Genomic DNA, 23,257 nt, shown 5'->3' with positions numbered 1-23,257 from the left:
GGCAGGGTGCGGCACTGTCTTGAAAGGGAGGGGAGTCGTGGCAAGACATTATGCCATCTACGATGTTTTCACCGATCGGAGACTTTCCGGCAATCCGCTTGCCGTCATATTCGATACGGAAGGACTTTCGGACGACGCCATGCAGGCGATCGCACGCGAGATAAACCTGTCGGAAACGGTCTTTCTGTGGCCCGCGGAATCGAACGGGCATTCGGCCCAGATTCGCATTTTTACGCCGGGAAAAGAATTACCCTTTGCGGGACACCCAACGGTCGGTGCGGCCATCGCGCTTGCGGAGCGAGACCACGAGCCCGGGGTGACAGAGCTCGATCTTATGTCCGTGATTGAAGAAAAGGTCGGCCCGGTTCGCTGTGCGATCAGGATGCGGACGGGGGAGGCGACCTTCGCCGAGTTCGAGCTTCCACGCCGCCCGGTAAGGATAGACATCCCGCTGGATCGGGAAGGCATCGCGGATTCGATTACGGTCAAAACCACTGACATGGCGTTTGAGAACCATACTCTGTCGATTTGGACTGCGGGGGTTCCGTTTCTGCTCGTGCCGCTGCGAAATCTCGCAACGGTGCAGAATCTCGAATTTGAATCGACCCTGTGGGAGCGGGTCGCCCCATTCGTCGATGGTGCGCTCGCTTCAGCCTATGTCTATTGCAGGGGCGGCGTGCATCATCAGGCGAAATTTCACGCACGGATGTTTTCGCCAGATATGCGCATCTGGGAGGATCCTGCGACTGGTGCTGCGGTTGCCGCGCTGGCGGGTGCGATCCAGCAATTCGATGCTTTGCCGGAGGGACATCATCCGATCATCGTGGAACAAGGCTTGGAAATCGGTCGCACGTCCTTCATCCATCTGCATATCGATTCCAAGGGTGGTCAGATCGCGAAGGCACGTATCGGAGGGCATGCAGTGAAGATCGCGGAAGGCATGCTGCACATCTGAAAAATAATCAGGGCGGGAAGTCCCACGAAATAAGGCTTTCCATCGAGAGCGGTGATTTTTTTGAGCAGTTGCACAAAGAAAATCATTTTGGCCGCTAGACAAGCCAAAAGAAGCTCTTTATACGGCCACTCACACCAACGGCGCAGGCCACTGAAGCGGTTGGTTACGGGTGATTAGCTCAGTTGGTAGAGCAGCTGACTCTTAATCAGCGGGTCGTAGGTTCGAGCCCTACATCACCCACCATCTCTTCTTAAAACAAATATATGACAATAGTTTATCGCTGAAAACAAAGTTTTCGGCGATCGGAACTTCTTCGGCTTTCCGCGCATTTTACCGGCAATTCCAATCTTTATGGGCTGCTCGGCGTGCGCGCGATTTTTACTCTTGTCTCCACAATCGTATGTGCGGTGATTCTGTTCGTCGCAGGCCTTGTTGTCGTGGCTTATGCCACCCGAGACTACGAGCCGTATCATTTCGCCCACATGGAAACGCCCGACTTGTGGACGTCCAGGCCGACTTCCGTCGATCCGGCCAAACAGGGCTACGAGCGCATCGAAGGCGTTCAGGTGGCTGAATACGTCGCGCCGACCGATGGAGACGTGGAAACCGCTTCCTTTGCCCGTAGCGAGGAGCGGGGTTCGAAGACACCGGACATCGCCGAAAATGTTGCCGAGGCTGCCCAGCCGGTCGATAGCGCCGCGACGGGTACTGCGCAGCTTGATGCCGGGCATGTGGATTGGTGTCTTGCTCGTTACCGATCCTATCAGGTCGAGGACAACAGTTATCAACCCTATGGCGGCGGTCCACGGAGGGAATGCGTGTCGCCGGCCATGGACAGCGCTTCCGTCCAACCGGCAACGGACTTGTTCGCTGACGGTGGGCGTGAGCCGGCGAGGAATATTGCTGTAGCGTCGTCTGTCGTCATGGCATCGCAGGAGCAGCAGACCGCAGACGTGAGATCGATGCCCATCGGCACGCACGAGGCATGGTGCCACGAGCGCTACCGCTCCTATCGAAGTGAAGACAATAGCTACCAGCCTTTCAACGGTGGTCCGCGCCGGGCCTGCACGTCTCCCTACGGCTAACCCGCAAAGCAGGCTGTCCGTCAGCTTGCCTCACGCATGAGCATGCGGTTTTCCTCGACCTTCAAGGTCTGTACGCGCTTGGCAAGCCAATCGACGACGACACGCACTTTGTTGCTGAGATGACGGGTCTGGGGATAAACGATGTAGAGCGGGAAGCTCTCGCAGGCCCAGTCCGATAGAATCGGCACAAGCTTACCCTCCTGCAGGGCCTTGTGGGCCATGAATCGCGGCACCTGGGCGACACCGACACCGGCGATTGCCGCATCCAGATAGGAGCGGGCGTCGTTGACGGAGACGATGTAGTTCGGATCGATCTCTATTTCCTCGTCGCCGCGCGTGAAACTCATCTGCATGATTTTTCCGGACGGCGCCTGCAGATATCCGACACAGCGGTGACCGTTATTGAGGTCTGTCGGATGCGCCGGCTCGCCCATTTTTTCCAGATAGAGCGGAGCGGCATAGGCTTGCATGCCGATTTCTCCGACCTTTCGAACAATCAGCGACTGGTCCGTCGGGGTGCCTCCGCGAAGCGCGCAATCGACGTTTTCTGCAATGTAATCCACCAGCCGGTCACCCACGCCGATGTCGAGCTTAATCAACGGATATCGTTCATGAAAATCGCACAAGTGCGGGATGATCAGGAGGTCGGCAAAGGCGCCTGCCATTTCCAGGCGAACACGGCCGCTGGGCTGTGTCTGAGAGGTCGAGAGACTACCATCGAGCTCGGCTATATCGGCGAGGATCTGGATCGCCCGCTCGTAATAGAGGGCGCCGTCCGTCGTCACCATGACGCGCCGCGTCGTGCGGTTGAGCAGGGTGGTCTGCAGATGCGCCTCAAGTGCCTGCACCATGTTGGTGACGGTGGTTTTCGGGATGTTGAGCGTCGTCGCCGCACGGGTGAAATTGCCGGTCTCGACGACCCTCACGAAAACACGCATTGCCGATAGCTGGTCCATGGAATTCTCCTTGCGACGCGATTATCCATGAATTTGGAAAAGTGTTGCCGATCGAGGCGTATTGCGCTTGCGATCCCGAACAATAATATCTGAATACGAATTTGCCGCAAGACCTGTGGCTAAAACGGAAGAAACGTTATGTCGCTGCGCTGGGAAACATTGGAGATTGATGGGCCTTGGAAGGCCGCTATCCCCGTGCGCATTCACAAGGGTAATGTGCAGGGCGGCAAGCCGCCGGTCGTGCTCTACCTGAAGGGTGATGCATTTCAGACGCCAGTAGACGAAAACGCTCCGCGGCCGGTGATCAGCGCTCTTGAAGACGCCGGCGCGGTCGTGGTCGAAGCCGATTACGGGCGCGTTTCTGGCAATGTATTCCCGAAGGCGATGGAATGCGCGTTTCTGGCGCTCTACGGCCTCAGCAAGAAGCTGAACGACTATGGCAAGGGCAAATCGCCTCTGCTGATTGCCGGCGACGAGGCTGGCGGCAATGTTGCCGCAGGAGCCGCGCTGAAGGCAAGGGACCAGATGCCGGGCCGGCTTACCGGGCAGGTTCTGCTCTCCCCCATGATCGACCCGATGATGACATCGGCCTCGATCCGCGGTGCCGACGAGATCGGCATGCGTGAACGCTGGTCGGACGGATGGAGCCATTATCTCGGTTCCGCCTGCTCGATGCAGCACCCTTATGCCGCGCCCTGTCTGTGTTCGCGGTTATCGGGTGTCGCGCCGGCGCTGGTCATGACATCTGACGACGATCCTCTGCGCGACGAAGCACTCGGTTATGCCGACAAGCTTTCCGGGGCAGGGGTGAGTGTCACCAAGCGTGTATTGCCCGCCGGCAGTGGCTGGACGGGCCTGTATCACGGCGTTGGCGGAGCCTGGTTAGCCGGGCTCTGCACGGAGTTTTCGACCTTCGTTCGTCAGTTGACGAGCTGAGGTCAGCAGTTTCTGCCCATATTTCTAGTTCCAGGAAACGATAACAGCCCTTCCCAAGGCTGAAGGAGTTCACAATGACATCGAAGACACCCCGCTGGGCCCTGTTGGGCGCCGGCCTGACGACCTCTGTGCTTATTGCAGGCGCAGCCTTCTATTTCGACATGCCGAATGGCGCCAATGCCGCTTCGCCTGCAGAGGCTGCGGCACCTGCCGCCATTCCGGTTACTGTCGCCACCGTGCAGCCCCGCAAGGTCGGCACGTGGCAGGAATTTTCCGGCCGTCTGGAAGCCGTCGATCGCGTTGACGTTCGTCCGCGCGTAGCCGGCGAGGTCAAGTCCGTCCATTTCCGTGAAGGCGGGCTGGTCAAGGCTGGTGACCTCTTGGTGACCCTCGATCCCGAGCCTTACATGGCGGCTGTCGCCGAAGCGGAAGGCTCCGTTGCCTCGGCTGAAGCAAAGCTCGCCTATGCCGAAACCGAACTTGAACGGGGCAATACGCTTCTTTCGCGCAACACGATCTCGCAGAGCGATCTGGCGCAGCGGCAGAGTACGCAGCGCGAAGCCAAGGCCAATCTCCAGTCGGCCAAGGCAGCGCTTCGCGTCGCCGAACTCAACCTCGGTTATACCGAAATCAAGGCGCCGATTGCCGGACGTGTCGGCAGAATAGAGGTGACTGTCGGTAATCTGGTCGCCGGTGGTTCTGCCTCGGCACCGCTGACGACGCTGGTATCAGCCGATCCTATCTATGCGAGCTTCGATGCCGACGAGCAGCTGGTGACCCGCACTCTCGCCGAACTGCCGCTCGCCGATGGCCAGCCGGCAATCGATCAGGTTCCGGTAGAAATCGTAACGCTGGCTCCCGGTTCTGAAGCCATCAAGGGGCATCTGCAGCTTATCGACAACCAGGTGGCGGTCGGTACCGGCACGATCCGGGTGAGGGCGGTATTCGGCAATCCGGGCGGCAGGCTGATCCCAGGTCAGTTCGTGCGGGTGCGCATGGGTGAGCCTGAGCCGATGAACCGCGTTCTTGTCAGTGAACGGGCGCTCGGCAACGATCAGGACAAGAAGTTTGTGCTCGTCGTCGACGGCAAGAATACCGTCGCCTACCGCCCGGTGGAACTGGGTGAGGCAATCGACGGCATGCGCATCGTCGAAAAGGGCCTGAATGCCGGCGACCGCATCATCGTCAACGGATTGCAGCGCGTGCGCCCCGGCGCAACGGTCGACCCGCAGGACGAAGCGAAACTCGCCTCGAAGTAACCAACGGGCCGGCTGACCGGCCCTTCCAACACTGAACCAAACGATCGCCCGCGGCATAGCACTGCGGGCGCAGGGGCCTTTTGCGCCCTGAACGTCGCCCAGGAGAGAGGGCTTTCAAGATGAACATATCCCGCTTCTTTATCGACCGACCGGTGTTTGCCGGGGTCCTGTCCATTCTCATCGTGGTTGCCGGCCTGCTGGGACTGCGATCGTTGCCGATCTCGGAATATCCGAATGTCGTGCCGCCATCAGTGGTCGTGAAGGCGACCTATCCGGGTGCAAACCCGAAGGTCATAGCCGAAACCGTCGCAACGCCGCTCGAAGAGCAGATCAACGGCGTCGAGGACATGCTTTACATGTCCAGCCAGGCGACGTCCGACGGCGTCATGACGCTGACCGTCACCTTCAAGCTCGGGACCGACCCCGACAAGGCGCAGCAGCTGGTACAGAACCGCGTCAGCCAGGCGGAACCGCGCCTGCCGACCGAAGTGCGTGCGCTTGGCATCACGACGGTGAAAAGCTCGCCGGACTTCATCATGGTGGTCAATCTGGTCTCGGATACCGACCGCTATGACCTGACCTATCTGCGCAACTATGCGACGCTCAACATCAAGGATCGTCTGGCCCGTATCGAAGGCGTCGGCCAGGTTCAGATTTTTGGTGCCGGCGATTATTCGATGCGCATCTGGATCGATCCGCAGAAGGCCGCAGCGCTTTCGCTGGCGGCCAGCGACATTACCGACGCAATCCGTGGACAGAACGTGCAGGCCGCCGCCGGAACAATCGGTGCATCACCCACCGTTCCGGGTGTCGATCTGCAGCTGAACGTCAATGCCCAGGGCCGCCTGACGACGCCGGAACAGTTCGGCAATATCATCGTCAAGACCGGTTCCAATGGCGAGATCACCCGCCTGCGCGACGTTGCCCGTATCGAACTCGGCGCGGCCGACTATTCGCTGCGGTCGCTTCTCGACGGTCAGCCGGCCGTCGCCATTCCGGTTCTCCAGGCGCCGGGCTCCAACGCGATCGAAATCGCCGACCAGGTTCGTTCCACCATGGACGAATTGCAGAAGGCGATGCCGGAAGGCGTGAAATACGAGATCGTCTACGACACGACCAAGTTCGTGCGCTCGTCGATCGAGAAGGTTCTCGATACCCTTCTCGAAGCCATCGCGCTGGTCGTTCTCGTCGTCATCATCTTCCTGCAGACCTGGCGTGCCTCGATCATTCCGCTGATCGCGGTTCCGGTCTCGGTCATCGGCACGTTTGCGGTCATGTATGCCTTCGGTTTCTCGATCAACGCGCTGACCCTGTTCGGGCTTGTGCTGGCGATCGGTATCGTCGTCGACGACGCGATCGTGGTGGTCGAAAACGTCGAGCGAAATATCGAAAATGGCCTAAGTCCCCGCGAGGCGACATACAAGGCGATGAGCGAAGTGTCCGGCCCGATCATCGCGATTGCGCTGGTTCTGGTCGCGGTTTTCGTTCCGCTTGCCTTCATCACCGGCCTGTCGGGCCAGTTTTATCGCCAGTTCGCCCTGACGATCGCCATCTCGACTGTCATTTCCGCGATCAACTCGTTGACCTTGTCTCCGGCTCTGGCGGCTCTTCTTTTGAAGGATCACCATGCGCCGAAAGATTGGTTGACGCGCGGCATGGACAAGATCTTTGGCTGGTTCTTCCGTGGCTTCAACCGAGGTTTCGGTAAGGCGGCAAACGGCTACGGCCGCTCGGTCGGCGGGCTTCTGTCGCGCAAGAGCATCGTGATGGTGATCTATCTGGCGCTGGTCGGTGCTACCTACGGCATGTTCAGTGCCGTGCCGGGCGGTTTCGTGCCGGCGCAGGACAAGCAGTATCTGATCGGCTTCGCACAACTGCCCGATGGTGCAACGCTCGACCGTACGGAAGACGTGATCAAGCGGATGAGCGATATCGCCATGGAACAGCCGGGCGTCGAACATGCGATCGCCTTCCCGGGCCTGTCGATCAACGGTTTCACCATCGGCTCCAACTCGGGCATCGTGTTCGCCGTGCTTGACGATTTCGACAAGCGCAAGACGCCGGACCTTTCCGGTGGCGCCATCGCCATGGCGCTGAACCAGAAATATGCCGGTATCCAGGATGCGTTCATCGCCATGTTCCCGCCGCCGCCAGTCAACGGTCTCGGCACGACGGGCGGCTTCAAGCTGCAGATCGAGGATCGGGCCGGCTACGGTTACGAGGCCCTCGACGAGGCAACCAAGGCCGTCATGGCAAAGGCCATGGCTGCACCGGAACTGACGGGCGTGTTCTCAAGCTTCCAGATCAACGTGCCGCAGCTCTATGCCGACCTTGATCGTGCTCGTGCAGAGCAGCTCGGAGTTTCCGTCACGGATGTGTTCGAGACGCTGCAGATCTATCTCGGTTCGCTCTATGTGAACGACTTCAACGCCTTCGGCCGCACCTACAGCGTCCGCGTCCAGGCCGATGCGCAGTATCGCGCCAAGGCCGAGGATATCGGCCAGTTGAAGGTCCGTTCGCAGTCGGGCGAGATGATCCCGCTCTCGGCGCTTCTGAAGGTCGATGCATCGGCTGGTCCGGAACGGACGACCCGTTACAACGGCTTTCTGTCATCGGATATCAACGGCGCTCCGGCACCGGGTTATTCGTCGGGACAGGCGGAGGCTGCGATCACCAAGATCCTCGCCGAAACGCTGCCATCGGGTATCGACTTCGAATGGACGGACCTGACCTACCAGCAGATCCTTGCCGGCAATTCGAGCCTCATCGTCTTCCCGCTCGCCCTGCTGCTCGTCTATCTCGTTCTGGCTGCCCAGTATGAGAGCCTGACCTTGCCGATCGCGATCATCATGATCGTGCCGATGGGCGTGCTTGCAGCGTTGACGGGCGTGTGGCTGACCGGTGGCGACAACAACATCTTCACCCAGATCGGATTGGTGGTGCTGGTGGGGCTGTCGGCGAAGAACGCGATCCTGATCGTGGAATTCGCCCGAGAACTCGAACTTGCCGGACGCAAGCCCTTCGAGGCTGCGGTGGAAGCGAGCCGGCTGCGTCTTCGCCCGATCCTGATGACGTCGATGGCGTTCATCATGGGCGTTGTGCCGCTGGTCATCTCGACCGGTGCGGGTGCGGAAATGCGTGCCGCCATGGGTGTTGCCGTCTTCTCCGGCATGATCGGCGTCACCTTCTTCGGTATTTTCATGACACCGGTCTTCTACATCCTGGCACGGCTTCTAACGGGTAACCGTCCGCTGCGCAGCCATGGCACCGAGGTTGCGCCTGCTCTCTCCCCGGCAGAGTAGGGCGCACAGGCCGCGCGGACATCTCTCTCCGTCCGCGCGGCATTTTTATTTTGATCAAAGCGTTCCGCCGTCGATGACCAGCGTCTGCGAGGTCATGGCGGCGGAGGCGTCTGAGGCGAGGAACAGGCAAGGGCCGACAAGATCGGTTCCGTCGAGCGTTCGCTTCAGGCATTGCCGGTCGATCATTGCGGCGATGCTTTCATCCGTCAGCCACAGGCGCTTCTGTCTTTCGGTAATGATCATGCCGGGAAGGATCGCATTTACCCGGATATTGCCTGGACCAAGCTTTCCGGCAAGGCTCTTGGTCAGCCCGATAATGCCGGCCTTGGCCGTCGTATAGGCCGGCATGCGGCCGGTATTGAGCAGATAGGAGATCGACGAGAAATTGACGATCGCCCCGCCGCCCGCTTCTTTGATGAACGGCACGGCCGCCTGCGAAACGAAGAACATCTGCTTCAGGTTGATCGCCTGGCTTTTGTCCCAATAGTCCTCGGTAACTTCCGCCATTTCATGCCGGTCGTCCCAGCCTGCATTGTTGACCAGAACGGAAAGCGAGCCCAGGCGCTGGGCAGCTTCGAGGACGGCGGCTTGAGACTCGTCCACGTTGGAAAGGTCTGCTCGGACAAATACCGGTTTGTGGTCCGCGTCTTTTGCCAGTCCCTCGACCAGCTCCCGGCTAGGTTCCTCGGCGATATCGATGAACGCGACCCTGGCGCCCTGTTTGACGAAACCTTCGACAAGTGCTGCGCCGATCCCCGAGCCGCCGCCGGTAATCAAGACGCCACGTCCATTGAGATCGGCATGGCTTACGGATGGGTATGTCAAATGATCCTCCCTTTGATGTCCCGCGGCAAACTTACGCCAGGATGCTAAAAAATCACGGGATTATTTGCGCCTGCGTCACTGGCGGGATAGTCATGGAGATCCCGCCATCTACCACTCATTTCGAGAGGAATTCCCTTGTCTTCTGCTGCTTCCGCCAAGTCCGTCCTGCCGTCGCGCGATTATGCCGCCTTCCTCTTCGATATGGACGGAACGATCCTGACGTCTACTGCGGCCGCAGAGCGTGTTTGGGGCAAATGGGCGGAAGGAATGGGCCTTGATGTGGAGAAATTCCTGCCGACCATGCACGGCCGTCGTGGCATCGACACGATCACCGATCTGAACCTGCCCGGCGTCGATCCGATCGTCGAGGCGGAAAAGATCCTGCAGGGAGAGATCGATGACGTCGAAGGCGTTGTTGCGCTTGGCGGCGCTGCCGAATTCCTGAAGCAGTTACCGGTCGAGTGCTGGGCGATCGTCACATCGTCGCCGCTGGAACTGGCCAAGGCAAGGCTCGCGGCTGCGGGTATCCCGGTGCCGAAATATCTCGTCACGGCGGAAGACGTCACCATCGGCAAGCCCAATCCGCAGGGCTATCGTCTGGGTGCCGAACGCCTCGGGGTCAATCCGAGCGACGTTCTCGTATTCGAAGATGTTCCGGCAGGCATTCAGGCAGGTGAAGCGGCCGGGGCGGAAGTCATGGTGATTACGGCCACCCACAGCCACCCGGTCGAAGGCGGGCAGTACCGGATAACCGACTACAGCGCCGTCGCCCCAAATGTTGCGGGCGACGGCCGTCTGTCATTCCGGAGCAGGTAATCCTGACTATGCCGACTGGCTGGCGGTTCGCATGAACTGCACCGTGGCCAGCCAGAGCACAGTACCTATGACGAGAAGGCAGCCAGCGATCACGTACTGGATCGGATCGCGGCCTGTCCACGGGCCTGCAAAGAAAGCGCAGGTCAAGGCACCGAGTACCGGCAGGATAGTCGGCGTGCGAAAGTGCTTGTGGCTTACCTTGTCCTTCCTGAGGATCAGTACGGCGACATTGACGATTGCAAAAACGCAGAGCAGCAACAGTGCCGTCGTACCGCCCAGCTCCTTCACGCCGCCTGCAAACAGGATCAGCGCCACCGCTAGCAGTGATGTGAAGATGATCGCGATGTATGGGGTGCGGCGCGCCGAATGAACCTTGCCCAGCGAAGCGGGCAAAACACCTTCGCGGCTCATGCCGTAAAGGAGGCGGCTAGCCATCATCATGTTTATCAGCGCCGAATTTGCGACGGCAAACATGGTGATCACGGCGAAGACACCCACAGGAAAGGCGGGTGCGCCAGCCTGGATGACCTTCAGGAGTGGCGTCTCACCTTCGCCCAGTTCTGCAGCCGGCACCAGCGTGATGGCCGAGATTGCCACCAATACGTAGATGGTGCCGGTGATCGCGAGGCCGCCCAGGAGAACCTTGGGAAAGATCTTGCTGGGTTTCTTGCATTCCTCGGCCATGTTCACCGAGTCCTCGAAGCCGACCATGGCGAAAAAGGCAAGCGTGGTGGCCGCAACGACCGGCCAGAAAGCTCCTCCACCTTCAGGTGCTTCAAACGTCCATGCGCGTGACACGTCACCCTGTCCACCGGCTATAGCCCAGAGGCCGATGCCGATGATCAACAGCAGACCGGTCAATTCGACGACGGTCAGGAGCACGTTCAATTTCACGCTTTCGCCGACGCCGCGAAAATTGATCGCCGCAACGAGTGCAATGAAGCCGACCGCGATCAGCGGTACGCCGAAGGCGCCGACGTCCAGCCCGAGAGAAGTCGAGAAGTTGGCGGCAAATGCGCGTGATGCGGTGGCGGCTGAAGTGATGCCGGACGACATGACGGCGAAGGCGACGAGGAAGGTCACGAAATGAATGCCGAAAGCCTTGTGGGTGTAGAGCGCCGCACCAGCTGCCTTCGGATATTTGGTGACCAGTTCGAGATAACTGCAGGCGGTCAGGAGTGCGACGATGAAGGCGATCAGAAACGGTAGCCAGACGACACCACCGACTTCCGCCGCCACCTGTCCGGTCAGCGCATAGATGCCGGTCCCGAGCACATCCCCGACGATGAACAGAAGCAGCAGTCCGGGACCCATGACCCGTTTCAGTTCTCCACGTTCCTCATCGTCCCCGATCGGCTCGATTGTGTTTTTCATCGTCAGGCTCCTCCACATGCATCGATTTCGAACGCATTAATGGCGGCAGACCAAGCATTGTTCCCTCCGCCATCATTTCGCAACAATTTGCGACGGTCATTGCGTTTGTCCGGTGGACTCACCACCTTCAGACACGCGAGCCCCAAACGGAGATGTTGTCGATGCGTTGGTTTCGATCTCACTGCCGAAGCGACGCCATGGCAGACGCTTCGGATGTCATCGCAGCAGAGCCAGGTTTCGGCGAGGCGCAGTTGTCGGACATCCTGCATTTCCTTCGCTCATGGGCGAGTAATCCCCTGCGAGTGGGAGCGGTTGCCGCATCGGGCGAAACTCTCGCCAGGCTGATTACGCAGGAAATCGACGGCTCTGCCGGGGCGGTGATCGAGCTTGGACCGGGGACGGGTGTATTTACCCGCTCGCTTCTGGCGCGCGGCGTGGCCGAGGATAACCTGACGCTGATCGAATATGGCGATGAATTCCTGCCTCGGCTGAAGCATCGTTTCCCGAAGGCGCGCGTCCTGCAGATGGATGCGTCGAGATTGCGCAAGGCGCATCTTTTCGAGGAGCCGAGTGTAGGCGCTGCGGTCAGCGGACTGCCGCTTCTTTCGATGTCGCCGCGCAAGCAGACGGCGATCCTGGCCGGTGTATTCGCCTATCTGAGGCCGGGTGCATCACTCTATCAATTTACTTATGGCCCACGTTGCCCGGTGCCGCGGCGCATCCTCGATAGGTTGGGGCTGAAGGCCGTGCGTGTCGGCGGCACCGTGCGCAACATTCCACCGGCTGCGGTCTATCGCATTTCCCGGCGCCGACCCTTCGACTTCACACCCAGCGCAGAGTGACCCAGGCCAGAACCGCGTAACGGGCTGCCTTGCCGATGAACACCAGCAGCAGGAAGGTGGGAAGCGGTTCGCGCAGAACCCCGGCCACGACTGTCAGCGCATCACCGCCGATCGGCAGCCAGCTGAACAGAAGCGACCATTTTCCGTAGCGCCGATACCAGCGCTGCGCCTTCTCCAATTGTGCTGTTTTGACTGGAAACCAGCGCCGCCCACTGAAACGCTCGATGCCGCGCCCCAGAAGCCAATTGACTGCGCCGCCAAGCGTATTGCCGATCGAGGCCGTGAGTAAAAGAGCCACGGTGGAATGCTCACCGGTCAGCAGCAGGCCGACAAGGATAGCCTCCGATTGCATGGGCAGGATCGTCGCTGCGATAAGTGCCGAAAAGAAAAGCCCCGCATAGGCGGCAAGCTCCATAACCATGAAATCAATCACTCCAGGCGAGCGTGGATAGCAAAAGGGGCGGAATTCGATCCGCCCCTTCGTCTGTCTATTGATGACGGGATCAGGCCTTGCTGATGCCCTTCGTGTCTTCCGCAACCTCTTCTGCAGGCTTCTGTGCCCGGTGACGGGTGCGCCAGTCGCCGAGGAAGAGCAGGATCGGGGCCGCGATGAAAACCGATGAAAGGGCCGCAACCGCGATGCCGAAGACCATCGGGATGGCGAAGCTCGACACGGCGCTGCCGCCCCAGATTGCCATCGGCAACATGCAGAGGAAGGCCGTGGCGGAGGTGTAGAGGCTTCGTGCCAGCGTTTCGTTGATCGACAGGTCGATCAGGTCGCGCAACGGCATCTTCTTGTAGATACGCATGTTTTCACGCATGCGGTCATAGACGACGACCTTGTCGTTGACCGAATAACCGACAAGCGTCAGCACGGCGGCGATAGCGGTCAGGTTGAAATCCAGCCCGGTGATCGCGAAGAATCCGACGGTTTTTGTGATGTCGAGGATCAGGGTGACGATCGCGCCGACCGCGAACGGCCATTCGAAGCGCACCCAGATATAGATCATCATCGCGATCGAAGCGAGGAAGAGCGACAGGAAGCCGGCAACGGCAAGCTCACCCGAAACCTTCGGGCCGACGACTTCGGTCCGTTCTACCTTGGCGGTCGGATCGATCTTGACGACTTCCGCCTTGAGTTTCTCGACGGCAACCGTCTGCGCCTCTTCCCCGCCTTCCTGGCGCTCGACACGCACGAGAACGCGGTTGTGTGCACCGAACTCCTGCAGGCCGACTTCGCCGAAACCGAGCTCGCTGAGACCGGAACGGAACGCGGCCAGATCTGCAGTGTCCTGTGTGGTCACTTCCATCTGGATACCGCCGCGGAAGTCGACGCCGTAATTCAGGCCTGGCTTGAAGAACAGGAAGACCGAGGCGATCGAAAGCACGATCGAGACGCCGATGCCGATATAGCGGCCACGCATGAAGCGGATCTTGGTACCATCCGGCACAAGGTTGATCGGCAGAAGCGGCTTGATTTCGATCTTCTTCAGCTTGCGGCGGGCAGTAATGGCGACCATGGCGACACGCACGACCGAAACGGCGGTGAACATTGAGATCATGATGCCGAGACCCATGGTGACGGCAAAGCCGCGAACCGGGCCGGAGCCGAACCAGAACAGAAGCACGGTCGCAATCAGGCTGGTGACGTTGGAGTCGACAATAGTCGAATAGGCACGGGCAAAGCCGGCGTCGATCGCTGCGAAGGCACTCTTGCCCTTGCGGGTTTCTTCCTTGATGCGCTCGTTGATCAGAACGTTGGCATCAACAGCCAGACCGATACCCAGCACAACACCGGCGATGCCGGGCAGCGTCAGGGTTGATCCGATCAGCGTCAGGCCTGCGAAGGTCAGGATAACGTTGATGAGGAGCGCCGTGTTGGCGAGAAGGCCCCACCAGCCGTACAGGAACAGCATGAAGCCGACGACGAGTGCGAAGCCGATGAGACCGGTATAGATACCCATCTCGATGGCGTCGGCACCAAGGTCGGCACCAACGGTGCGTTCTTCGATGACGGTCAGCTTGGCGGGAAGCGAGCCGGCGCGCAAGAGCGCTGCAAGCGTGGTGGTTTCCTGAGGCGAGAAGCTGCCGGAAATCTGGCCGGAACCGCCGGTGATCGGCGTCTGGATGGTCGGGGCGCTCAGAACCTTGTTGTCTAGAACGATGGCGAAGGGACGGCCGACATTCTGCTGGGTGATCTGGGCAAAGCGGGTTGCACCGGCACTGTCGAAGCGGAAGGTGACGATCGGCTGCTGGGTCTGCTGTTCGAAGGCGGCGCGTGCATCGGTAAGGCGGTCGCCGGAAAGCTCGACGCGGTCGAGAACAGGATACTGCTGGCCACGCTCGTCGGACAGCATGGTGACACCCGGTTCGCCCGGATTTCCGAGCAGGTGAAAGCTCATCTTGGCGGTCGAGCCGAGAAGCTGGCGAAGGCGCGACGGATCCTGTTCGCCCGGAAGCTGGACGAGGACACGGTCGGAGCCGACGCGCTGGATCGTCGGTTCGGCAACGCCGACCTGGTCGACACGCTGGCGGATGATTTCAAGGCTCTGCTCGACGGCACCGGCGATATGGGCGTTGATGCCCGCTTCTGTCTGTGCGATCGAGATCGAGTTTTCGCTCGGCGTGGTGATCGACAGGTCGGAGCTGCCGACCGAGCCGAGACCGACCGGGTTTGCCAGCGTCTGCAATTCGGTGACGGCCTGACCGCGCTGGGCGGGATCGCGCAGCGTCACTAGGATCGCATCGCCGGCACGGCGGATGGCGGAGGTGTTGATGTTCTTGTCGCGCAGCACGCGACGGGTGTCCTGCGTCAGGCTCTGGATGCGCTCGTTGATCAGGTCGGCACGATCGACTTCCAGAACGAGATGCGAGCCGCCGCGAAGGTCGAGACCCAGCGATACGCGGCTATGGGGAAGCCAGGACGGCATCCGGTCCAGTGTGGACTGCGGAATGACATTCGGCAGCGCCACCAGAATGCCGATGATGATGATGAGAGCATAGCTTCCCACCAACCACGGAGAGTTTCTCATTGTCTAGATCCTGTTTGGCCCGGACCGATCAGCGGTCGGCATGGCCGTCAAATTTCGTGCCGTGAGGCGAATGTCCCGATCAGGTCGATACCGGCGGTGCGCGGGGCAGGGCGCTCGGCCAATCATCACCGGCAATCACAGCATTGTTGTGACCCGATGCGCGGGCGGTAGCGTAGTTTACGGCCGGAAGCGCGACAAATTGTGGGGCGGGAAGGCCTTCGTTATTGGAGGCATGCGAACCTGCACCATCCTTGCGCTCTGCAATCGAGACGGCACGCAAGGGGTCGCGCTTGGTCAGTGCCGGAGAACGGTCAGAGCGGTCATCCACCGGCCTTGCCGATGTGGCGATCTCGGCATTACGCGGAGATCCGGCAAGTAGACCGAAGAGAGCAATCAGGAATGCGGCAGCGAGAACCGTCAGGCGCGCAAGATCGGCTTGCACGCGTCCACCCTTTTTCCGATTTCGCAGCGGGAATACCGCCATCCGCACCTGCTCCGGATATTAGAGATTCGGAATTATTTCCGAGCGAGGCCGCCTTCTAAAGGAAGGGGGCTTTTCGGTCAACAAAAGGGCCTCCGAGGAGGCCCTATGCATTCAGCGGATACGCTTGGCGGCCGGTTCCGGTACCAGTTCGCCGACAAGGCGGCGATCGAGGTAATCCTCGCATTCGCCCATCAGCGTGTCGACCTGGCCGTTGAAGAAGTGGTTGGCGCCCTCGACGACCTTGTGGGTGATCAGGATGCCCTTCTGGCTCTTCAGCTTCTCGACGAGGCCGTTGACGTCCTTTTCCGGCGCGACCTTGTCCGAATCACCGTTGATGATGAGGCCGGACGACGGGCAGGGAGCGAGGAACGAGAAGTCGTAGATGTTCGGCTGCGGCGCGATCGACATGAAACCTTCGATTTCCGGGCGGCGCATCAGAAGCTGCATGCCGATCCAGGCGCCGAAGGAATAACCGGCGACCCAACAGCTCTTCGAGTCAGGATGCAGGCTCTGCACCCAGTCGAGCGCCGATGCAGCATCCGACAATTCGCCGGCGCCGTGATCGAATTCGCCTTGGCTGCGGCCGATCGAGCGGAAGTTGAAGCGCAGTGTCGTGAAGCCGCGCTTCTGGAACATGTAGAAAAGTTGGTAGACGATCTGATTGTTCATCGTGCCACCGAACTGTGGGTGCGGATGCAGGATGATCGCGATCGGCGCACTCTTTTCCTTGGAGGGCTGGTAACGTCCTTCCAGGCGGCCGGCAGGGCCGTTGAAAATCACTTCGGGCATCGGTACTCCGGTCAATCGTTTTTGGTTCCAACTTGCGCTTGCCGTCGAGTTTGACTTGACGAAGGCGCTCAGCTTTTCTAAAACTCAGTTTAGAACCATTCGAAACTTAGGCATGCGACAGCAATGCCTGTTGCGAAGTCTCATAAGGCAAGCGCAGTTGAGATTTCAACTAAAATGAGGATTCCGCGCGCCGCGTGGGGGTCAATTCTATCGAACGACGAGGAAGTGCGGCTAGTCAATGGCTTTGCAGAGGACATATCTCGACTGGAATGCGACCGCTCCGCTATCGGAAGCCGCGCGTCTCGCGATGGTCGAAGCCTTTTCCTTGCCGGGAAATGCGTCCTCCGTACATAGCGAGGGAAGGGCGGCGCGCGCTGCTGTCGAGAAGGCAAGGCGTCAGGTCGCAGCGCTCGTCGGGGCTGAATCTGCACATGTGACCTTTACGAGCGGCGCGACAGAGGCATCCAACCATGTCTTGACGCCGGATTATCGCATGGGTCGAGCGCCTGTTATGGTATCGTGTCTTTATGCCTCCGCCATAGAGCACCCGGCGATCCGCGAAGGCGGCCGTTTTGCACCCGAGCAGGTGACGGAGGTGCCGGTAACGCCTGCCGGCATCGTCGATCTTGCCGCTCTCGAAACGCTTCTAGCCAATCACGATCCGGCTTCGGGCCTTCCGATGGTGGCGGTGATGCTCGTCAATAACGAGACAGGCATCATCCAGCCGGTGGCCGAGGCGGCAGTACTTGCTCACAAGTATCGTGGACTGATGGTTGTTGATGCGGTTCAGGCGGCCGGACGCATCGCGCTCGACATCAACGCGCTGGATGCCGACTTCCTGATCATTTCCTCCCACAAGATCGCCGGTCCGAAAGGCATTGGCGCGCTTATTTCCCGTGGTGAAGTGCTGATGCCGAAACCGCTCATCCGGGGCGGCGGTCAGGAGAAGGGTCACCGGTCGGGGACGGAGAACTTTCACGCGATCATCGGCTTCGGCGCGGCAGCTGAAGTGATGTCTGAACAGCTGAAGAGCCGCAACGCCCGAATCGGTGCGTTTCGCGATGCGCTTGAACAGGCGATGCTGCAGGCAGCTCCCGATGTGATCATACACGGCGCGGCCGGCCCTCGCGTTGCAAATACCAGCTTTTTCACGCTGCCAGGATTGAAGGCCGAAACCGGTCAGATCGCCTTCGATCTCGAAGGAATAGCTCTTTCGGCGGGGTCTGCCTGCTCTTCCGGCAAGGTCGGGCAGAGCCATGTCCTGACTGCGATGGGGCTCAGCTCGGATGTCGGCGGCCTGCGTATTTCGCTTGGCCCTGAAACGACGCAGGCCGACATCGAAAAGGCCATATCGGCTTTCGGAAAAATCGCCGGTCGGCGCAAGCTGCCGGGGCGAGTCGCATAAGCGGCTTCCAGAATTGGCGGAAAAGCAATTTTCTGCTTGCCAAAAGGTGGGAAAATCGCCTTTTGGCCCTTACATGGGGGAGGCATTGTTTTCCCCGCAAGACTGACGGAATTGCCGGAATTTGAACCGGCAAAATTTGGAGACTGAAGATGCCTGCTGTCCAGGAAACGATCGATCAGGTCCGTGGGATCGATATCGATCAGTACAAATACGGCTTCGAGACAGTTATCGAAGTGGACAAGGCTCCGAAGGGGCTTTCTGAAGATATCATCCGCTTCATCTCGGCCAAGAAGCAGGAACCGGACTGGATGCTGGAATGGCGTCTGGATGCCTACAAGCGCTGGCTGACGATGGAAGAGCCTACCTGGGCTCGTGTCGAGTATCCCAAGATCGACTTCAACGATATCTACTATTATGCCGCACCCAAGAACGTGACCGGCCCGGTGTCGCTGGACGAAGTCGATCCAGAGCTGCTGCGCACCTATGAGAAGCTGGGCATTCCGCTGCGCGAACAGGAAATCCTGGCCGGCGTGCAGACTTCCAAGGTCGCCGTCGATGCGGTGTTCGATTCGGTATCGGTCGTCACGACCTTCAAGAAGGAACTGCAGAAGGCCGGCGTGATCTTCATGTCGATCTCGGAGGCCATTCGCGAGCATCCCGAACTCATCAAGCAGTATCTCGGTTCGGTTGTGCCGACGACCGACAATTACTATGCGACGCTGAATGCTGCGGTCTTCACCGACGGCTCCTTCGTCTTCGTACCCAAGGGCGTTCGCTGCCCGATGGAACTGTCGACCTACTTCCGTATCAACGAGAAGAACACCGGCCAGTTCGAGCGCACGCTGATCATCTGTGAGGAAGGCGCCTACGTCTCCTATCTCGAAGGCTGCACGGCGCCGCAGCGCGACGAAAACCAGCTTCACGCTGCCGTCGTCGAGCTGGTTGCGCTGGATGATGCCGAGATCAAATATTCGACCGTGCAGAACTGGTTCCCGGGCGACAAGGAAGGCAAGGGCGGCATCTACAACTTCGTCACCAAGCGTGGCGATTGCCGTGGTGCGCGCTCCAAGATCTCCTGGACCCAGGTCGAGACCGGTTCGGCGATCACATGGAAATACCCGTCCTGCATCCTGCGGGGTGACGACAGCCGTGGCGAGTTCTACTCGATCGCGGTCTCCAACGGTCACCAGCAGATCGACAGTGGAACCAAGATGATCCATCTCGGCAAGAACACGTCGAGCCGTATCATTTCCAAGGGCATTTCCGCTGGCGTGTCGCAGAATACCTATCGTGGTCAGGTGTCGATCCACCGCCGTGCCGAGAACTCTCGCAACTTCACCAACTGCGATTCGCTCCTCATCGGCGACAAGTGCGGTGCACATACCGTGCCTTACATCGAGGTGAAGAACCAGTCGGCACAGATCGAACACGAGGCGACCACCTCGAAGATTTCCGACGACCAGAAGTTCTACGCCATGCAGCGCGGCATTCCGGAAGAAGAAGCGATCGCACTGATCGTCAACGGCTTCGTCAAGGATGTCATCCAGCAACTGCCGATGGAATTTGCGGTGGAAGCCCAGAAGCTGATCGGCATCTCGCTCGAAGGCTCCGTAGGCTGATTGGCCGTCATCTGAATTATCGCGCTACCACGCGTCACTGAAAAACATCCGGAAGGATATACTTATGCTTGAGATCAAGAACCTGCACGCACGCATCGCCGAAGACGGCACCGAGATCATCCGCGGCCTGAACCTGACCGTGAAGCCAGGCGAGATCGCCGCCATCATGGGCCCGAACGGCTCCGGCAAGTCGACGCTTTCCTACATCCTGTCGGGCCGCGAGGACTATGAAGTCACCGAGGGTGACATCACCTACAACGGCGAGAGCATTTTGGAACTCGACCCGGCCGAGCGCGCCTCCAAGGGCATCTTCCTGGCATTCCAGTACCCGGTCGAAATCCCGGGCGTCGCGACCATGCAGTTCCTCAAGGTGGCGATGAACGAGCAGCGCAAGGCACGTGGCGAAGACGAGCTCACGACGCCGGACTTCATGCGCCGCGTCAAGGAAGCCGCCGAACAGCTGAAGATCGACCCGGCCATGCTGCGTCGTCCGCTCAATGTCGGTTTCTCCGGCGGTGAAAAGAAGCGCGCCGAAATCCTGCAGATGGCGCTGCTCGAGCCGACGCTCTGCATCCTCGACGAAACCGATTCCGGCCTCGACATCGATGCGCTGAAGATCGTTGCAGATGGTGTCAACGCGCTGCGTTCGCCGGATCGCGCCGTCATCGTCATCACCCACTACCAGCGCCTACTGGACTACATCGTGCCGGATACCGTCCACGTTCTCTACAAGGGCCAGATCATCCGTTCGGGTGACAAGGAACTGGCACAGGAACTGGAAGCCAACGGTTATGCCGACGTGATCGAGACCGCGGCCTGAGACCGGGGAGGATTTTGGCATGAACATTCAAGCTAACCAGCCAGCGGCCAAGCTCACGGTTGCCGAAACGGCGCTCGTCGAGGCTTTTTCCGCGCAGATCGGTGACTTGCCGGGCAATGGCGCCGTCGCCGGCACCCGCGACCGTCTTCTCGACGACCTGAAGAATGCCGGGCTTCCGACCCGCCGGATCGAATCCTGGCATTATACCGACCTGAAGAACCTGCTGCGCTCCGTGCCGGAGCAGGTTGTAGGGACGAAGGTTTCGTCCGTCGCGCCGCTGGTCAAGGGTTCGACCGTGCTTTCGGTACTGCAGGGCGAAGCCCATGCGGATGCCGAAATCGACGGCGTCACGATCACCGCGTTTCGCGATCAGTTGAGCGACGGTTCCGCCGTTGCCGGCCTGACCGCACTCGACAAGGACGATGCGATCGGTCGCCTGAACGGTTCGTTCGTGCGTGACGGCCTGGCGCTCGTCGTTCCCGCAAATGCGGAGATCGAGGACGTCATCGAACTGCAGGCTTCGCACCGCGAAGGGCAGGTTCACACCCGTTTCCCGGTCTCCTTCGGTGCGGGTTCCAAAGCAACCGTCGTCGAGCGTCACCGCTCGGAGACGGATGCTGCAGCGCTCGTGTCCTCGATCAGTGATATTACACTTGAAGACGGCGCGGAGATCACCTGGATCATCCTGCAGCAGCAGGGCGCGTCCGACACCCATCTGGCGCAGATCCGCGTCAAGCTCGGTGCAGAGGCCAAGCTTCGGCTTTACGTCGTCAATGCCGGCGGCAAGCTGGTGCGCCAGGAACTGCGCATCGAAGTTCAGGGCGAGGGTGCAGAACTGACGCTGCGCGGCGTCAATCTGCTCGGTGGCGACAGCCATACGGACGTGACGCTGGTGCTCGGTCACAACGTGCCGCATACCAACTCGACGGAAACCTTCCGCAATGTCATCTTCGACAAGGCGAGCGGCGTCTTCCAGGGCATGATCAAGGTCGCGCCCGACGCGCAGAAGACTGATGCGAAGATGGCGTGCAACACGCTTCTGATGTCCGATGACGGTGACTTCTCTGTCAAGCCGGAACTCGAAATCTTCGCCGACGACGTCATCTGTGGCCATGGTGCGACGGTTGCCGATATCGACCGCAACCATCTCTTCTATATGATGGCGCGCGGCGTGACCGAGAGCAAGGCGCGCGCCATGCTGGTCAACGCCTTCGTCGCCGAAATCGTCGAAGAGCTGGAAGAGGAAAAGCTGGTCGAGCCGCTGGAAGAGGTGATCTCGACCTGGCTTGAAAAGCATGCCTGATGTGAAGCAAGGAGGAGATGACGTATCTCCTCCCGTCATGCTCGGGCTCGTCCCGAGCATCTGCGACCGTTGAGGCGGTTGCAACGTGATTGGATCCTCGGCACAAGGCCGAGGATGACGCAGTGGGGATGGCGACGTCGATGCCGATCATAACTGCGATCTTTACGGGACTCGCCCAGAAGCGCGATATGAAAGGGTCTGCAATGGACCAGACGACACTGTTGGCTGCCTATGACGTCGATGCGATCAGACGGGATTTTCCGATCCTGTCGACCATGGTGCACGGCAACAAGCCGCTTGTGTATCTTGACAACGGCGCGTCTGCGCAGAAGCCGCAAGTGGTGATCGACGCGATCGCCCATGCCTATTCCAGCGAATATGCCAATGTCCATCGCGGCCTGCACTTCCTTTCCAATGCCGCGACCGACGCCTATGAGGCGGCGCGCGAAAAGGTGCGCCGGTTCCTCAATGCCGGATCTGTCGATGAGATCGTCTTCACCAGCAATTCGACATCGGCGATCAACACGGTCGCCTATGGCTACGGAATGCCGCATATTGGCGAGGGCGACGAGATCGTCATCACCATCATGGAGCATCACTCCAACATTGTGCCGTGGCATTTCATCCGCGAACGCCAGGGCGCCAAGATCACTTGGGTTCCGGTGGATGAAGAGGGTACCTTCCATATCGAGGATTTCGAGAAGGCGCTGACGGACAAGACCAAGATGGTTGCCGTCACGCATATGTCGAATGCGCTCGGCACGGTCGTGCCGGTGAAAGAGATTTGCCGTATCGCTCATGAGCGCGGCATTCCCGTTCTCGTCGATGGCAGCCAGAGCGCCGTGCATATGCCGATCGACGTGAAGGACATCGATTGCGACTGGTTCGTTATGACCGGCCACAAGCTCTACGGCCCGTCCGGCATCGGCGTGCTCTACGGCAAGATGGACCGGCTTAAAGAGATGCGGCCCTTCCAGGGCGGCGGCGAGATGATTGTCGAGGTGGCGGAGGATTTCGTCACCTATAACGATCCGCCGCATCGTTTCGAAGCCGGAACGCCGCCGATCGTCCAGGCGATCGGGCTCGGTTATGCGCTGGACTATATGGACAAGGTCGGACGCGCGGCAATTGCCGCTCATGAGACTGATCTGACGGCTTATGCCACCGAACGGCTGCAGGCCATCAATTCATTGCGGATCATAGGCAATGCGCCGGGCAAGGGCGGGATCTTCTCCTTCGAACTTGCCGGGATTCATGCCCATGACGTATCGATGGTGATCGACCGCCGCGGCGTTGCCGTGCGTGCCGGCACGCATTGCGCCATGCCGCTCTTGAAACGTTTCGGCGTCACCTCCACATGCCGCGCATCGTTCGGCATGTATAATACCCGTGCCGAAGTCGACGCGCTCGCGGACGCACTCGACTACGCCCGCAATTTCTTTGCTTAAATTCAGC

General features: G+C 59.8%; 19 protein-coding genes and 1 tRNA gene. 13 read left to right on the top strand and 7 right to left on the bottom strand.

What is annotated here, in order from left to right; translation table 11 throughout:
• The first annotated feature begins 37 nt into the window (after positions 1 to 37).
• From MRBLMR1_RS07405 to MRBLMR1_RS07395, 3 genes are all read left to right on the top strand, one after another.
• Positions 38 to 955, top strand: coding sequence for a PhzF family phenazine biosynthesis protein (locus MRBLMR1_RS07405; protein ID WP_148148453.1), 918 nt, complete (start codon positions 38 to 40; stop codon positions 953 to 955).
• Positions 956 to 1,122: 167 nt separating this feature from the next.
• Positions 1,123 to 1,198 (top strand) — tRNA-Lys (locus tag MRBLMR1_RS07400).
• A gap of 122 nt (positions 1,199 to 1,320) precedes the next feature.
• Entirely contained in the window at positions 1,321 to 2,040 is a 720-nt protein-coding gene (locus MRBLMR1_RS07395) for a BA14K family protein (RefSeq protein ID WP_500064021.1), read from the top strand.
• Positions 2,041 to 2,060: 20 nt separating this feature from the next.
• Here the strand turns inward: MRBLMR1_RS07395 and MRBLMR1_RS07390 are convergent, their stop codons facing one another.
• Positions 2,061 to 2,996 (bottom strand): LysR family transcriptional regulator, encoded by a 936-nt coding sequence (locus MRBLMR1_RS07390; RefSeq protein ID WP_500064020.1) that lies wholly within the window; start codon positions 2,994 to 2,996, stop codon positions 2,061 to 2,063.
• Positions 2,997 to 3,134: 138 nt separating this feature from the next.
• Between MRBLMR1_RS07390 and MRBLMR1_RS07385 the strand changes: the two genes are divergently transcribed.
• From MRBLMR1_RS07385 to MRBLMR1_RS07375, 3 genes are all read left to right on the top strand, one after another.
• On the top strand, positions 3,135 to 3,932 hold the full coding sequence (locus MRBLMR1_RS07385) for an alpha/beta hydrolase fold domain-containing protein (protein ID WP_148148450.1): 798 nt from the start codon (positions 3,135 to 3,137) through the stop codon (positions 3,930 to 3,932).
• Between the two features lie 74 nt (positions 3,933 to 4,006).
• Entirely contained in the window at positions 4,007 to 5,191 is a 1,185-nt protein-coding gene (locus MRBLMR1_RS07380) for an efflux RND transporter periplasmic adaptor subunit (protein WP_500064019.1), read from the top strand.
• A gap of 119 nt (positions 5,192 to 5,310) precedes the next feature.
• Positions 5,311 to 8,493, top strand: a complete 3,183-nt coding sequence (locus tag MRBLMR1_RS07375; protein ID WP_148148448.1) for a multidrug efflux RND transporter permease subunit — start codon at positions 5,311 to 5,313, stop codon at positions 8,491 to 8,493.
• Positions 8,494 to 8,547: 54 nt separating this feature from the next.
• On the opposite strand, the gene MRBLMR1_RS07370 is transcribed toward MRBLMR1_RS07375, so the two are convergent.
• Positions 8,548 to 9,318, bottom strand: a complete 771-nt coding sequence (locus MRBLMR1_RS07370) for an SDR family oxidoreductase (protein ID WP_148148447.1) — start codon at positions 9,316 to 9,318, stop codon at positions 8,548 to 8,550.
• A 201-nt stretch (positions 9,319 to 9,519) separates the two neighbouring features.
• Here MRBLMR1_RS07370 and MRBLMR1_RS07365 point away from each other — a divergent pair, with 201 nt between their 5' ends.
• Entirely contained in the window at positions 9,520 to 10,134 is a 615-nt protein-coding gene (locus tag MRBLMR1_RS07365) for an HAD-IA family hydrolase (RefSeq protein WP_148148510.1), read from the top strand.
• Between the two features lie 6 nt (positions 10,135 to 10,140).
• Here the strand turns inward: MRBLMR1_RS07365 and MRBLMR1_RS07360 are convergent, their stop codons facing one another.
• A complete protein-coding gene (locus MRBLMR1_RS07360) occupies positions 10,141 to 11,508 on the bottom strand; it encodes an APC family permease (protein WP_148148446.1) in 1,368 nt (455 codons plus the stop codon).
• A 197-nt stretch (positions 11,509 to 11,705) separates the two neighbouring features.
• Between MRBLMR1_RS07360 and MRBLMR1_RS07355 the strand changes: the two genes are divergently transcribed.
• Positions 11,706 to 12,350 (top strand): class I SAM-dependent methyltransferase, encoded by a 645-nt coding sequence (locus MRBLMR1_RS07355; RefSeq protein ID WP_148148445.1) that lies wholly within the window; start codon positions 11,706 to 11,708, stop codon positions 12,348 to 12,350.
• Here the strand turns inward: MRBLMR1_RS07355 and MRBLMR1_RS07350 are convergent.
• The 4 genes from MRBLMR1_RS07350 to MRBLMR1_RS07335 form a co-directional block, all read right to left on the bottom strand.
• Entirely contained in the window at positions 12,331 to 12,771 is a 441-nt protein-coding gene (locus MRBLMR1_RS07350; RefSeq protein WP_210297930.1) for a YqaA family protein, read from the bottom strand. The two genes, MRBLMR1_RS07355 and MRBLMR1_RS07350, sit on opposite strands and share 20 nt — an antisense overlap.
• 82 nt (positions 12,772 to 12,853) lie before the next feature.
• Positions 12,854 to 15,382, bottom strand: a complete 2,529-nt coding sequence (secD, locus tag MRBLMR1_RS07345; protein WP_148148444.1) for a protein translocase subunit SecD — start codon at positions 15,380 to 15,382, stop codon at positions 12,854 to 12,856.
• 79 nt (positions 15,383 to 15,461) lie between these two features.
• A complete protein-coding gene (locus MRBLMR1_RS07340) occupies positions 15,462 to 15,824 on the bottom strand; it encodes a hypothetical protein (RefSeq protein WP_500064018.1) in 363 nt (120 codons plus the stop codon).
• Between the two features lie 153 nt (positions 15,825 to 15,977).
• Positions 15,978 to 16,655, bottom strand: coding sequence for an alpha/beta hydrolase (locus tag MRBLMR1_RS07335; RefSeq protein WP_148148442.1), 678 nt, complete (start codon positions 16,653 to 16,655; stop codon positions 15,978 to 15,980).
• 238 nt (positions 16,656 to 16,893) lie between these two features.
• Here MRBLMR1_RS07335 and MRBLMR1_RS07330 point away from each other — a divergent pair, with 238 nt between their 5' ends.
• The 5 genes from MRBLMR1_RS07330 to MRBLMR1_RS07310 all read left to right on the top strand — a co-directional run bounded on the left by MRBLMR1_RS07330 (position 16,894) and on the right by MRBLMR1_RS07310 (position 23,250).
• A complete protein-coding gene (locus MRBLMR1_RS07330; RefSeq protein WP_148148441.1) occupies positions 16,894 to 18,060 on the top strand; it encodes a cysteine desulfurase family protein in 1,167 nt (388 codons plus the stop codon).
• 149 nt (positions 18,061 to 18,209) lie between these two features.
• Complete coding sequence (gene sufB, locus MRBLMR1_RS07325) at positions 18,210 to 19,679, top strand: Fe-S cluster assembly protein SufB (RefSeq protein WP_148148440.1); 1,470 nt, start codon at positions 18,210 to 18,212, stop codon at positions 19,677 to 19,679.
• Between the two features lie 64 nt (positions 19,680 to 19,743).
• Positions 19,744 to 20,499 carry a Fe-S cluster assembly ATPase SufC gene (sufC, locus tag MRBLMR1_RS07320; RefSeq protein WP_148148439.1) on the top strand — a complete coding sequence of 252 codons (756 nt, stop codon included), beginning with the start codon at positions 19,744 to 19,746 and terminating at the stop codon, positions 20,497 to 20,499.
• Positions 20,500 to 20,518: 19 nt separating this feature from the next.
• Complete coding sequence (sufD, locus tag MRBLMR1_RS07315; protein WP_148148438.1) at positions 20,519 to 21,802, top strand: Fe-S cluster assembly protein SufD; 1,284 nt, start codon at positions 20,519 to 20,521, stop codon at positions 21,800 to 21,802.
• 203 nt (positions 21,803 to 22,005) lie between these two features.
• Entirely contained in the window at positions 22,006 to 23,250 is a 1,245-nt protein-coding gene (locus MRBLMR1_RS07310) for a cysteine desulfurase (RefSeq protein ID WP_148148508.1), read from the top strand.
• The last annotated feature ends 7 nt before the right edge of the window (positions 23,251 to 23,257 follow it).

The organism is Neorhizobium sp. LMR1-1-1.1 (assembly GCF_040675795.1).
Classification (GTDB): domain Bacteria; phylum Pseudomonadota; class Alphaproteobacteria; order Rhizobiales; family Rhizobiaceae; genus Neorhizobium; species Neorhizobium cellulosilyticum.
The sequence above is the reverse complement of the archived record's forward strand: the minus strand, read 5'-3'. Positions and strand labels throughout refer to the sequence as shown.

What these genes read in the sequence shown, in the direction of transcription:
- MRBLMR1_RS07310 (WP_148148508.1), top strand. Translation starts at nt 22,006, where the DNA reads ATGGACCAGACGACACTGTTGGCTGCCTATGACGTCGATGCGATCAGA.
- MRBLMR1_RS07330 (WP_148148441.1), top strand. Translation starts at nt 16,894, where the DNA reads ATGGCTTTGCAGAGGACATATCTCGACTGGAATGCGACCGCTCCGCTA.
- MRBLMR1_RS07360 (WP_148148446.1), bottom strand. Translation starts at nt 11,508, where the DNA reads ATGAAAAACACAATCGAGCCGATCGGGGACGATGAGGAACGTGGAGAA.
- secD (WP_148148444.1), bottom strand. Translation starts at nt 15,382, where the DNA reads ATGAGAAACTCTCCGTGGTTGGTGGGAAGCTATGCTCTCATCATCATC.
- MRBLMR1_RS07385 (WP_148148450.1), top strand. Translation starts at nt 3,135, where the DNA reads ATGTCGCTGCGCTGGGAAACATTGGAGATTGATGGGCCTTGGAAGGCC.
- MRBLMR1_RS07350 (WP_210297930.1), bottom strand. Translation starts at nt 12,771, where the DNA reads ATGGTTATGGAGCTTGCCGCCTATGCGGGGCTTTTCTTTTCGGCACTT.
- MRBLMR1_RS07365 (WP_148148510.1), top strand. Translation starts at nt 9,520, where the DNA reads ATGGACGGAACGATCCTGACGTCTACTGCGGCCGCAGAGCGTGTTTGG.
- MRBLMR1_RS07390 (WP_500064020.1), bottom strand. Translation starts at nt 2,996, where the DNA reads ATGGACCAGCTATCGGCAATGCGTGTTTTCGTGAGGGTCGTCGAGACC.
- MRBLMR1_RS07335 (WP_148148442.1), bottom strand. Translation starts at nt 16,655, where the DNA reads ATGCCCGAAGTGATTTTCAACGGCCCTGCCGGCCGCCTGGAAGGACGT.
- sufD (WP_148148438.1), top strand. Translation starts at nt 20,519, where the DNA reads ATGAACATTCAAGCTAACCAGCCAGCGGCCAAGCTCACGGTTGCCGAA.
- MRBLMR1_RS07380 (WP_500064019.1), top strand. Translation starts at nt 4,007, where the DNA reads ATGACATCGAAGACACCCCGCTGGGCCCTGTTGGGCGCCGGCCTGACG.
- sufB (WP_148148440.1), top strand. Translation starts at nt 18,210, where the DNA reads ATGCCTGCTGTCCAGGAAACGATCGATCAGGTCCGTGGGATCGATATC.
- MRBLMR1_RS07375 (WP_148148448.1), top strand. Translation starts at nt 5,311, where the DNA reads ATGAACATATCCCGCTTCTTTATCGACCGACCGGTGTTTGCCGGGGTC.
- sufC (WP_148148439.1), top strand. Translation starts at nt 19,744, where the DNA reads ATGCTTGAGATCAAGAACCTGCACGCACGCATCGCCGAAGACGGCACC.
- MRBLMR1_RS07355 (WP_148148445.1), top strand. Translation starts at nt 11,706, where the DNA reads ATGGCAGACGCTTCGGATGTCATCGCAGCAGAGCCAGGTTTCGGCGAG.